The 11,360-nt window shown below is 69.7% G+C and carries 10 protein-coding genes and 1 tRNA gene; 4 read left to right on the forward strand and 7 right to left on the reverse strand.

Annotation, left to right across the window (positions count from 1 at the left end):
• The first annotated feature begins 54 nt into the window (after positions 1–54).
• Positions 55–1,386 (forward strand): MFS transporter, encoded by a 1,332-nt coding sequence (locus HW566_RS01155; RefSeq protein WP_178009667.1) that lies wholly within the window; start codon positions 55–57, stop codon positions 1,384–1,386.
• Positions 1,387–1,397: 11 nt separating this feature from the next.
• Here HW566_RS01155 and HW566_RS01160 read toward each other — a convergent pair whose 3' ends face one another.
• The 6 genes from HW566_RS01160 to polA all read right to left on the reverse strand — a co-directional run bounded on the left by HW566_RS01160 (position 1,398) and on the right by polA (position 9,422).
• Positions 1,398–1,658 carry a DUF6458 family protein gene (locus HW566_RS01160; RefSeq protein ID WP_178009669.1) on the reverse strand — a complete coding sequence of 87 codons (261 nt, stop codon included), beginning with the start codon at positions 1,656–1,658 and terminating at the stop codon, positions 1,398–1,400.
• A gap of 88 nt (positions 1,659–1,746) precedes the next feature.
• Entirely contained in the window at positions 1,747–2,520 is a 774-nt protein-coding gene (locus tag HW566_RS01165; protein WP_178009671.1) for an SGNH/GDSL hydrolase family protein, read from the reverse strand.
• Positions 2,510–3,874 (reverse strand): MFS transporter, encoded by a 1,365-nt coding sequence (locus HW566_RS01170; RefSeq protein ID WP_178009672.1) that lies wholly within the window; start codon positions 3,872–3,874, stop codon positions 2,510–2,512. The genes HW566_RS01165 and HW566_RS01170 overlap by 11 nt, the downstream gene beginning before the upstream one ends.
• Positions 3,875–3,917: 43 nt before the next feature.
• On the reverse strand, positions 3,918–4,958 hold the full coding sequence (locus tag HW566_RS01175; RefSeq protein WP_178009674.1) for an LLM class flavin-dependent oxidoreductase: 1,041 nt from the start codon (positions 4,956–4,958) through the stop codon (positions 3,918–3,920).
• A 76-nt stretch (positions 4,959–5,034) separates the two neighbouring features.
• Positions 5,035–6,711: a DUF885 domain-containing protein gene (locus HW566_RS01180; protein WP_178009676.1), complete on the reverse strand. Its 1,677-nt coding sequence runs from the start codon at positions 6,709–6,711 to the stop codon at positions 5,035–5,037.
• Positions 6,712–6,779: 68 nt separating this feature from the next.
• The gene (polA, locus tag HW566_RS01185) at positions 6,780–9,422 is read right to left on the reverse strand and encodes a DNA polymerase I (protein WP_178009678.1); all 2,643 of its coding nucleotides are present in this window, start codon (positions 9,420–9,422) and stop codon (positions 6,780–6,782) included.
• 57 nt (positions 9,423–9,479) lie between these two features.
• On the opposite strand from polA, the gene HW566_RS01190 reads away from it, so the two are divergent.
• The gene (locus HW566_RS01190) at positions 9,480–9,908 is read left to right on the forward strand and encodes a hotdog fold thioesterase (protein ID WP_178009680.1); all 429 of its coding nucleotides are present in this window, start codon (positions 9,480–9,482) and stop codon (positions 9,906–9,908) included.
• A gap of 87 nt (positions 9,909–9,995) precedes the next feature.
• Here the strand turns inward: HW566_RS01190 and HW566_RS01195 are convergent, their stop codons facing one another.
• Entirely contained in the window at positions 9,996–10,613 is a 618-nt protein-coding gene (locus HW566_RS01195) for an ANTAR domain-containing response regulator (RefSeq protein ID WP_023950638.1), read from the reverse strand.
• 108 nt (positions 10,614–10,721) lie between these two features.
• On the opposite strand from HW566_RS01195, the gene HW566_RS01200 reads away from it, so the two are divergent.
• Positions 10,722–10,802 (forward strand) — tRNA-Leu (locus tag HW566_RS01200).
• A 36-nt stretch (positions 10,803–10,838) separates the two neighbouring features.
• On the forward strand, positions 10,839–11,312 hold the full coding sequence (locus HW566_RS01205; protein WP_178009682.1) for a hypothetical protein: 474 nt from the start codon (positions 10,839–10,841) through the stop codon (positions 11,310–11,312).
• Positions 11,313–11,360: the final 48 nt, after the last annotated feature.

The following is an 11,360-nucleotide window of genomic DNA, read 5'->3' on the forward strand; positions in this document are numbered from 1 at the left end:
GGAGTAGCGTGGAGGCGTGACCATCGCGCCCGTTCTCCCCCTCGGTCGCGACGCATGACGGATCTGACGCGCACCGACGGCCCGGGGCTGCGCGCCTGGCTCGTCTGGGGCACGGGCGTCGCGGCCTACGTGCTGTCGATCACCAACCGCACGTCGCTCTCGGCCGTGGGCGTGGACGCGGCCGAGCGTTTTCAGGCCGACGCCGCGACGCTGTCGATGTTCGCCGTCGTCCAGCTCGCCGTGTACGGCGGGATGCAGCTTCCGATCGGCGTCCTCCTCGATCGCTTCGGGTCTCGCCCCATCATGACCATCGGTATGGTCCTGATGGCCGTCGGCCAGCTCACCATGGCCCTCTCCCCCAGCGTGGGGGTCGCCATCATCGCGCGCATGCTCCTCGGGGCCGGTGATGCCGCGGTCTTCCCCGCGGTTCTCCGACTCGTCGCGACCTGGTTCCCCGCGCAGCGGGGCCCCGTCATGGTTCAGCTGACCGGCATCATCGGGCAGGCCGGACAGCTCGTGGCCGTCATCCCGCTCTCCGCGCTCCTCCACGCCACCACGTGGTCGATCACGTTCGGCAGCATCGCCGGTCTCGGCATCCTCTTCGCGATCCTCGTCTTCCTCGTCGTGCGCAACCATCCACCCGAGGTCGGCCGCGACGTGAGCGTCGACACCGACACCGGGGCCATCCGCGTGGTCACCTCGAGCGTCGACACGGGCGTCGGCATCCGCGCCGCGTGGGCGCACCCGGGAACGCGACTGGCGTTCTGGTCGCACTTCACCGCGCCCTTCGCGGGTACGGCGTTCATCCTGCTGTGGGGCATCCCGTTCCTCACCGCAGGAGAGGGACGAACGCAGGCCGAGGCGACCCTCCTGACCACCCTCTACGTGTTCACGGGAATGGTGCTCGGCCCGATCATGGGTGACCTGTCGCGGCGCATTCCGAACCTCCGGTCGCGCGCACTCGTCCTGCCGGCGGTCGGTATCCAGTTGGCCGCGTGGTCGGCCGTGCTGCTCTGGCCGGGGCCCGCGCCGATCTGGTTGCTCGTCGCCCTCGCGATCGCCCTCGCCACCGGCGGGCCGGCCTCGATGATCGCCTTCGACCACGCGCGGACGCACAACCCGTCCCACCGGCTGAGCACGGCGACCGGGCTCACCAACTCCGGTGGCTTCCTCGCGGCCCTCGTCGCGGTCTTCTCCATCGGACTCGCGCTCGATCTCCAAGGTGCCGGGACGCCCGCTACTTACACGCTCGACGCGTTCCGGCTGGCGTTCGCGACGCAGATCCCGCTCTGGGTCCTCGGCGGCACCTTCATCGCGATCGAACGCAAGCGCACCCGCATCCACATCGGCATGGACGCGCCGCGCCGCCCCCGCTCGACGCGATGATCCGCGGCGACTCAGAGAGTCGGGTCGCCCGAGGTCGTCGTGCTGTTGCGCGTGACCCGCTGGCCGCTGGCGGGGTCCACCGCGGTGCGGCTGACGGTGTCGGTCTGCCGGCGGCGGGCGAGCAGGATGATGCCCAGCAGGAAGATGAGCGCGCCGGCGCCCATGAGGATGTAGCCGACCAGGTCGAGATCGACCCATTCGACCTCGACGTTGACGGCGAACGCGAGGATCGCGCCGATGACGAACAGGGCGATTCCAGCACCAATGCTCATGACAGCTCCTTCGGGGCGTGCGGACGCTCCCGATCCTGGTGCGCCGTAGCCGGCGGCGCACCAGGTTGACACCGGGTGCGCCGCCGTGTCACGCGCGCGGAGCAACCTCGACCCAGGAGCCGAACTTGGGCTCGCGGCCGTCGCCCGACGAGCGTCCGGTGAGGCGCCGGCGCACCCATGGGGCGAGGTGGTCTCGGAAGTACTCGCCTCGAGCGAGGGTCGGCGCCGTCTCGGTCACCGGGAGCGACCACCACTCCCCTGGTGCGTCGTGGCCCAGCGCGGCCAGCACGCGCGCAGCCACCCGGTGATGACCGCGGACGTTCATGTGCAGACGGTCCTGCGACCAGTACGAGGGATGCGTCAGTGTGCGGTCGTACCAGTTGAGGGCGCGGACGACGTCCTCGCGGTGCTCGAGGCGGCTGATCACGGCGTCCGACAGGGCGTCACCGCGCCGGCTGACCAATCCCCCGAGCGGCAGCTGAGCCGAAGGATTCGCCCCCGAGAGCAGGATGAGGGTCACGTTCTCCTCGTCGCAGCGTCGGAGGACCTGCAGGAACGCCTCGAGGATGCTCTCGATCGAGGTGCGCGGGCGCAGCATGTCGTTGCCGCCGCCGTTGAACGACAGGTGCGTGGGTCTGAGCGCGAGGGCGCGCTCGAGCTGTTCGTCGACGATGGGGCGCACGAGCTTGCCACGGATGGCCAGGTTCGCATAGGCGACCGGCTGACCGGTCGCGTCGGCCCACCCCGCCGCCACGAGATCGGCCCATCCCCGAACGGCGCCGTCGGGAAGCTCGTCGCCGACGCCCTCGGTGAAAGAGTCGCCGATCGCCACGTACCGCACCATCCGTGCCTCAGCGCTCATCGAGAGCCATTCCTCTCTTGTCGGCCAGGCCCCAGGCACCGACGGCCGCGACGATGAAGAAGATCGCGAACACCACGAACAGCACCGGCGCGCCGCCCCACAAGAGCAGGGGCGGGACCGAAAGCGGAGCGAGGATCGACGCGATGCGTCCCACGCCGGCCGCCCAGCCCGATCCGGTGGCGCGCAACGATGTCGGGTACATCTCGGGGGTCACGGCGTACAGCGCGCCCCAGGCGCCGAGGTTGAAGAACGACAGTGCCATGCCCGCACCGATGATCACGGCCTCGGTGCCGGCGGTCCCGAATGCGACAGCGGAGACGGCGGACCCCACGAGGAAGACCGAGAGCGTGAGCCGGCGGCCCCAGACCTCGATCAGCCAGGCGGCGACGGCGTAGCCGGGCAGCTGCGCGAGGGTGATGATCAGGGTGAATCCGAACGATCGGACGAGGTCGTAGCCCTGCGTGTACAGGATCGTGGGGATCCAGATGAAGGCGCCGTAGTAGGAGAAGTTGACGCAGAACCATACGAGCCACAGGCACGCGGTGCGCACACGGAACTCGCCGGACCAGAGCGCGCGGAGCCGTCCTCCCGCAGAGACGGCGGCGGGCGGACGTACCTCGGCCGCGTCGACCGCGACGGCGGGGTCGCGAGACGCCCGCGACGCCGCGGGGCCGGACTCGGCCTCGAACCGGCGCACGATCGCGTCAGCCTCGGCGTGGCGGCCACGGCGCTCCAGCCAGCGCGGCGACTCGGGCAGACCCCAACGCACGATGAGCGCGTACGCCGCCGGGACCGCGCCGATGAGCAGTGCCCACCGCCATCCGTCCTCGACCTGCGGAATCACGAAGTATCCGATCAGAGCCGATGCCGTCCACCCGACGGCCCAGAAGGCCTCGAGCACGACGATGATTCGCCCGCGGATGCGCGCCGGAGCGAACTCGCTGACGTACGTGCTGGCGACCGGCAGCTCCGCGCCGAGCCCGAGACCCACGACGAAGCGCAGCACGAGAAGCACCGCGAGACCCCCGACCGCCGCGCTGGCCCCGGTCGCGACGCCGTAGACCAGGAGGGTGACGGCGAACACCGAGCGCCGGCCGAAGCGGTCGGCCAGCAGCCCGCCGAGGCTCGCGCCGATGGCCATGCCGGCGAAGCCGGCCGAGGCGATCCACGAGGCCTGCGAGGTCTCGAGAGACCACTCCGCGATCAGCGCCGTGATGATGAACGAGATCAACCCGACGTCCATCGCATCCAGGGCCCACCCGAGGCCGGAGCCGGTGAGGACCTTCAGATGCCGACGGCCGAAGGGGAGATCGTCGAGGCGGCGCGCCACCGAGGGCGTCGCGGTATCGGTCATTGCTCCATGCTATTGACCCCGCAGGCGGCGGGACGCCACCGAGTCAGTCGTCGGCGAGCATCTCGCGAACGAGCGGGACCACGCGGGTGCCGTAGAGCTCGATCGAGCGCATCATGCTCTCGTGAGCGAGCGTGCCGTGCGAGAACTTGAGATCGAAACGGTCGAGACCGAGGGTGCGCACGGTCTCGGCGAGCTTGCGGGCGACCGTCTCGGGCGATCCGGCGTAGACCGCGCCGTCGGGGCCGAGGTCGTGCTGGAACTGCAGACGCGAGTACGGCGGCCAGCCGCGCTCCGCTCCGATCGCGTCACGGTTGGCCTTCATGGCCGGGAAGACCTCCTCCCATGCCTGCTCGTCGGTGTCGGCGATGTGCCCGGGCGAGTGCACGCCGACCGGCAGGCGTTCAGCGCCCATGGCGTCGCGGGTGCGGTGGAAGAGGTCGACGTAGGGGCGGAATCGCGCCGCTCCGCCGCCGATGATGGCGAGCATCAGTCCGTACCCGTGGTGCGCCGTCCGAAGCACCGACTCCGGCGAGCCGCCCACGCCCACCCATGCGCGAAGCCCGTTCTCGGTCTTCGGGAACACGTCCGCGTTGGTCAAGGCAGGACGGGTCTTGCCCTGCCAGGTCACGGGCTGCTCGGCGCGGAGCTGGCCGAACAGGTCGAGCCGCTCCTCGAACAGGATCTCGTAGTCCGCGAGATCGAATCCGAACAGCGGGAAGGACTCGGTGAACGAGCCGCGCCCGAGGATGATCTCGGCCCGGCCGTCCGAGACGGCGTCCAGGGTCGCGAAACGCTCGTACACCCTCACGGGGTCGTCGCTCGAGAGCACCGTGACGGCCGTGCCGAGGCGGATGTCGGTCGTCCGCGATGCGGCCGCGGCGAGCACGATCTCGGGGCTCGAGACCGCGAACTCGCGGCGGTGGTGCTCCCCCACGCCGAAGAAGTGCAGGCCGACCTCGTCGGCGCGGACCGCCTGGGCGACGACGTTGCGAATGGTCTGCGCATCCGAGAGCAGGGAACCGTCGGCATCCTGCGTGACGTCACCGAACGTGTCGAGTCCGAACTGGACGGAGGTCGTGGTCATGGGCACACCTTTCATTCACACGCATACAACGGCCGGGCGGCGGGTCTATTCCCGCCGCCCGGCCGCGCCGCGTCGATCACTCTCCGGTCAGGGCCATCCGCAGGGTGTCGAGGCCCACACCGCCCAGCCGCAGCGCCGTCATGTGGAAGGCCTTCACATCGAAGCCGTCGCCCGCGCGGGCCGCGTAGTCGTCTCGGATCTGCTCCCAGATGCGCTGACCGACCTTGTACGAGGGCGCCTGTCCCGGCCATCCGAGGTAGCGGTTCACTTCGAACCGGATGAACTCGTCCGACATGTTGACGTTTCGCTGCATGAACGCCAGCGCGTACTCCGCGTCCCAGATCCCGCCGCCGTCCGGGCGCTCTTTGCCCAGATGCACGCCGATGTCGAGCACCACGCGCGCTGCGCGCATGCGCTGGCCATCGAGCATGCCGAGACGGTCGGCCGGGTCGTCGAGGTAGCCGAGCTGCTCCATGAGGCGCTCCGCGTAGAGCGCCCAGCCCTCGGCGTGTCCGCTCGACCCAGCGAGCAGCCGACGCCAGGAGTTGAGCTCCGACCGGTTGTAGACCGACTGGGCGATCTGAAGGTGGTGACCGGGAACACCCTCGTGGTACACGGTCGTCAGCTCGCGCCAGGTGTCGAACGAGTCCACGCCCTCGGGCACCGACCACCACATCCGTCCCGGACGCGAGAAGTCGTCCGTGGGGCCGGTGTAGTAGATGCCGCCCTCGTTGGTCGGGGCGATCATGCACTCGAGTGTGCGGATCGGCTCGGGGATGTCGAAGTGGGTGCGCCCGAGCTCCTCGACGGCGCGGTCGCTCGTCTCCTGCATCCAGCGCTGCAGCGCCTCGGTGCCGCGGAGCTTGCGGGTCTCATCCTTCTCGAGGAACGCGACCGCCTCCTCGACCGAGGCCCCGGGCAGGATCTCGTTGGCGATCGACTCCTGCTCCGCCACCATGCGGGCGAGCTCCTGCAGCCCCCACTCGTAGGTCTCGTCGAGGTCGATCGTGGCCCCGAGGAAACGACGCGAGTGCAGCGCGTACAGCTCGCGGCCGACGGCGTCGTTATGACCCGCCTCGGGCAGCAGCTCGGAGGTGAAGAAAGCGGCGAGGTGGTCGTACGCGACGCGGGCGGCGTTGGCGTTGTCGGCGAGGTCACGGGCCAGGGATGCCGGCAGACCCCCCTCTGCGGGAGCTGCCTCGGCAGCGAAGGTCGCGAAGAATCCGGTGTCGGCGGTGTAGCGGCCGATCTGGGTCGCGACCTCCGACACCTGGCGGCGCGCGGGGACGATGCCCCGCGAGATCCCTTCGCGGAGGGTCTGGATGTATCCCTCGATCGCGGCGGGCACGGCGGCCAGTCGCGTGGCGACGACGGCCCAGTCCTCGACGGTGTCGGTGGGCATGAGGTCGAAGGTGTTGCGGATCTCCTGCGCGGGCGAGGCGATCACGTTCACGTCCCGCAGGTGTGCGCCCGCCTCGCTGAGCTCGATCTGCAGACGCAGGTCACCGGCGAGGTCGGCCTGGGTGACGACATCGACCTGGTCCACCGGGTCTGCCGCCTCGAGTGCGGCGAGGGTGTTGCGAGCAGCATCGAGCGCGCGCTCCGTGCCCGCCGGCGAGTAGTCGTCGAGACGCCCGTTGTGCTCGAACCGGCCGATATAGGTGGCGAGCCCGGGAGAGAGCTCGGCCAGAGTGTCGACCCATTCGTCCGCGATGCGGTCGATCGGCGTCGGGGTGCGCTGTGCTTCGGTCATCCTCCGAGCCTAGTCCGGGCCGTCCGCCGCCACCGGGCGCGCGAGGCGGGCCGGAACGGTCGGTGAGCTCAGTGCCCCGCGACGTCCCAGTCGCCGCCGCGACCGATCTGCACGTCGAGCGGCACGGTGAGCTGTGCGGCGTCCCCCATGCGGTCGCGGACGATCCGCTCCGCGGCATCCCACTCCCCCGTCGCCACCTCGACGACGAGCTCGTCGTGGATCTGCAGCAGCACGCGCGACTGCAGGCCCTCGGCATGGAACTCCTGCGCGATCCGGAACAGCGCGATCTTCATGATGTCGGCGGCGCTGCCCTGGATGGGAGCGTTCAGAGCCGCCCGCTCGGCGTTCTCCCGGAGTACCCGATTGGGGCTCGCGAGGTCGGGGAATGGCCGACGTCGGCCGAAGATCGTCTCGGTGTAGCCGTCGATGCGTGCCTGCTCCACGCTGGAGCGCAGGTAATCGCGCACCGACCCGAACCGGGCGAAGTACTCGAGCATCAACTGCTTCGCCTCGGACTGCTCGATGCGCAGCTGCTTCGAGAGCCCGAAGGCCGACAAGCCGTACACGAGGCCGTACGACATCGCCTTCACCTTCGTGCGCATCGCCGGTGTCACATCGGCCGGCTCGACGCCGAAGACACGTGCGCCCACGAAGCGGTGCAGGTCCTCCCCCGACACGAACGCCTCGATCAGACCCGGGTCCTCCGACAGGTGCGCCATGATGCGCATCTCGATCTGCGAGTAGTCGGCAGTCAGCAGGGTCTCGTACCCGGCGCCGACCTCGAACGCGGCACGGATGCGTCGGCTCTCCTCGTTGCGGATCGGGATGTTCTGCAGATTCGGGTCGGTGCTCGACAGTCGCCCGGTCTGGCTGCCGGTCTGCACGTACGTCGTGTGAATCCGGTCGTCGGCGGCGATCGCGGTGTCGAGCGACTCGATGATCTGGCGCAGCTTGGTCGCCTCGCGATGCTGCAGCAACAGCTCGAGGAAGGGGTGCGGATTGGATTCCTGCAGGTCGGCGAGCACGGCGGCGTCGGTCGAGTAGCCGGTCTTGGTCTTGCGGGTCTTCGGCAGCGCCAGCTGCTCGAAGAGCACCTCCTGCAGCTGCTTGGGGGAGCCGAGGTTGACCTCGCGGTCGATCGTCGCGAACGCCCGTTGCGCGATGTCGTCGGCGCGGGACGCCAGCTCGGCCGAGAAGGTCGACAGCTTCTCGTGCGAGACGGCCACACCGGCGAGCTCCATGTCGGCGAGCGTGTCGAGAGTCGGAAGCTCGATGTCGGCGAGGACCCCGGCCACGGGAGCCGGCAGCTCGGTGCGGACGGCGTCGGCGACGCGGAGCGCGAACCACGACAGCTGGCCCGGGGTCGCGCCCTCGGTCTCGGGCACCAGCTGCGACGGGTCGGCTTCGGGGAGTTTCTCGTCGAGGTAACGGTGCACGAGGTCGGAGAGGGTCTTGTCGGGGAAGCTCGGACGCAGCAGCCACCCCGCGAGGATCGGGTCGAACGCGAGCCCGCCCAGACGTACGCCGGCCCGCCTCAGGGCCTTGACCTGGGTCTTGGCGTCGGAGAGCACCTTGGCGACGTCGTCGGATTCGAGCCAGGGGCGCAGCGCTTCGGCGATGGCATCGTCCCAGGTGGCCTCGACGGCCTCGTCACGCGTGGCGAGCCCGATGCGTTGCGGGAAGCCGCCCGCGACGATGACGGTGACACCGATCTCGCCGTCCTGGGACGCCGCCCACGCAGCCATCCCCGCTGCGTCGGGCTCGGCGGCGGCTGGTGCGGGTACCGCGGGCGGCGCCGTCTCGACGGCCATCGCCGGGTCGGCCCCCGCCGCCTCGAAGACGCGCGGGAGCAGGGTGCGGAACTCGAGGCGGGCGAAGATGTCGCGCACCGCCTCGGCGTCGATGGGCCGAACCTCGAGATCGGCCGGCGTGACGCCCAGCTCGACATCGCGCAACAGGCGGTTCAGCGAGCGGTTGCGGCGGACGTCGTCGAGGTGCTCGCGCAGATTGCCGCCCACCACGCCGCCGATCTTGTCGGCGTTCTCGATCAGCGCGTCGAGCGTGCCCCACTGCGTCAGCCATTTGACGGCGGTCTTCTCCCCCACCTTGGGAACGCCCGGCAGGTTGTCGCTCGTCTCGCCCACGAGCGCGGCGATGTCGGGGTAGTTCTCGGGAGGCAGACCGTACTTCTCGATCACCGACTCGGGGGTGTAGCGCTTGAGCTGCGACACCCCCTGCACGCTGGGGTACAGCAGCGTCACATCCTCGGTGACGAGCTGAATGGTGTCGCGGTCCCCCGAGCAGACGAGCACGTCGTAGCCCGCCTCGGCGCCCTGGGTCGCGAGAGTGGCGAGGATGTCGTCGGCCTCGAAGTCCTCCTTGGTCAGCACCGTGACGTTCATCGCGGCGAGACACTCCTGCAGCAGCGGGATCTGCCCCTTGAACTCGGCCGGCGACTCGGACCTGTTCGCCTTGTACTCCGTGTACTCCCGGGTTCGGAACGACTGCCGCGAGGTGTCGAAGGCCACCGCGAGATGCGTCGGCTTCTCGGCCTTGATGAGGTTGACGAACATCGACAGGAATCCGTAGATGCCGTTCGTGTGCTGGCCGTCCTTCGTCGTGAAGTTGTCGACGGGGAGGGCGAAGAACGCCCGATAGGCCAGCGAGTGGCCGTCGACGACGAGGAGGGTAGGCTTTGAGGAGTCCGTCACCCGTCCAGCCTAACGACGGCCGCGGACATGACGACCCGCTGCGACCGAGGGTGGAGCATGCCTGAGACGACCGACTCCGAGACCGGGATGGCGTGGGCGCAGAGCCGCGGAAAAGGCGCCCTCGCCGAACGCATGGGTATCGACTTCCTGGAGTTCTCCACCGACCGTTGCGTCGCGACGATGCCGGTGGAGGGCAACACCCAGCCGATCGGGCTGCTGCACGGCGGCGCCTACGTGGTGCTCGGCGAGTCGCTCGGATCGATGGCCGCGAACATGCACGCCGGCCCCGGACGAGTCGCGGTGGGCGTGGACATCAACGCCACCCATACGCGGTCGGCCACGAGCGGCACCGTCACCGGCGTGTGCACTCCCCTGCACCTCGGTCGCACCCTCACCGTCCACGAGATCGTCGTGACCGACGAGCAGGGCCGTCGGTGCTCGACGATCCGGATCACCAACCACATCAAGGACGCGCCGGCGTCCTGAGCCGGCGCTGACGCGAAGACCCCGCCCGGACGAGCCCGCCAAGGCGGCGCGGTCGTCGGGCGGGGTCTTCGCGTGAAGCGGTGGCCGCTACTTCTTGGGAGCGAGCTGCTCGATGATCGCCTTCGCCACATCCTGCATCGTGAGACGACGGTCCATCGACGCCTTCTGGATCCAGCGGAACGCCTCGGGCTCGCTCAGGCCCATCTTCTCGTTCAGCAGGCCCTTGGCACGATCGACGAGCTTGCGGGTCTCGAAGCGCTCGACCATGTCGGCGACCTCGGCCTCGAGCGTGATGATCTGCTCGTATCGCGCGAGGGCGATCTCGATGGCCGGCAAGAGGTCGTTCGGGGTGAACGGCTTGACCACGTAGGCGAGGGCACCGGCTTCGGTCGCCCGCTCGACGAGCTCCTTCTGACTGAAGGCGGTCAGCAGCACGACGGGGGCGATGTGCGCCTTGCCCAGACGCTCGGCCGCTGAGATGCCGTCGAGGACGGGCATCTTGACGTCCATGATCACGAGGTCGGGACGGAGCTCGGTGGCCAACTGGACGGCGGTCTCACCGTCGCCCGCCTCGCCGACGACGTCGTATCCGTTGTCGCGGAGGATCTCGACGATGTCGAGACGGATCAGCGACTCGTCCTCGGCCACGACGACCCGACGGGGGGCGGGCGCGGCCGACGTGGGGGCCTCTTCTTGCTCTGTCACCTTTCGATCCTACGGTATGCCCCGTTCCCCCGACGCCCCGGAGACCACGGCCGACGGGGACGGGCGCATCACCGGCCCCCGGGAGGCGGTAGGCTCCCATACACGTGCGCCGATGTGGCGGAATGGCAGACGCGACCGACTCAAACTCGGTTGTCTTCGGACGTGTGGGTTCGACTCCCACCATCGGCACGAGAACGGGCGGCTCGCCGCCGCTAGCGTGGTGCGATGACATCCGTCGTGGCTCCGCCCCCTCCGATGCACGCCGCCGTCCTGGTACGCCACACCGGTGAGCCCCCGTCGTCCGGCGAGTCCGTCTACGTTCACGACGGCGTGCGCGAATGCGCTCGATGCGGCACCCGTTGCATAGACGTCCGCAGCGCCGCCTACGATCGGGCGTCCGAGAACCGGTTCCGCTTCTGTCTCGTCATGAGCGTGGGCGGCGCCGGGATCTTCGGCGTGTTGACGGCGCTCACGACCCCGGCAGCGCAGTGGCCGGTGCTCATCCCTCTTGCGGCATCGGGATGGAGCACGGCGGTCTTCTCGGGGATGCGGGGCGTGCGCCACGTCGTCCCCGGGTTCTGGCCTCGCGGCGCCCGGCAGTGGCGCCGCTTCGGCAGTGCGCTCTCGGCGCAGCTCGGCCAGCTGCTCCTCGTCGCGGCCCCGCCGTACGCCGCCGTGCTGTTCCTGCTCAACGGCTGACCCGCCGAGCCCGGTGCACCGGGGAAGACCGCAGGGCGGATGCCTCGA

Source organism: Microbacterium oleivorans, assembly GCF_013389665.1.
GTDB classification, from domain to species: domain Bacteria; phylum Actinomycetota; class Actinomycetes; order Actinomycetales; family Microbacteriaceae; genus Microbacterium; species Microbacterium oleivorans_C.

Coding starts and splice junctions, on each gene's coding strand:
- HW566_RS01180 (WP_178009676.1), bottom strand. CDS start 6,711: ATGACCGAAGCACAGCGCACCCCGACGCCGATCGACCGCATCGCGGAC.
- HW566_RS01155 (WP_178009667.1), top strand. CDS start 55: ATGACGGATCTGACGCGCACCGACGGCCCGGGGCTGCGCGCCTGGCTC.
- HW566_RS01190 (WP_178009680.1), top strand. CDS start 9,480: ATGCCTGAGACGACCGACTCCGAGACCGGGATGGCGTGGGCGCAGAGC.
- HW566_RS01170 (WP_178009672.1), bottom strand. CDS start 3,874: ATGACCGATACCGCGACGCCCTCGGTGGCGCGCCGCCTCGACGATCTC.
- HW566_RS01175 (WP_178009674.1), bottom strand. CDS start 4,958: ATGACCACGACCTCCGTCCAGTTCGGACTCGACACGTTCGGTGACGTC.
- HW566_RS01160 (WP_178009669.1), bottom strand. CDS start 1,658: ATGAGCATTGGTGCTGGAATCGCCCTGTTCGTCATCGGCGCGATCCTC.
- HW566_RS01205 (WP_178009682.1), top strand. CDS start 10,839: ATGACATCCGTCGTGGCTCCGCCCCCTCCGATGCACGCCGCCGTCCTG.
- HW566_RS01165 (WP_178009671.1), bottom strand. CDS start 2,520: ATGAGCGCTGAGGCACGGATGGTGCGGTACGTGGCGATCGGCGACTCT.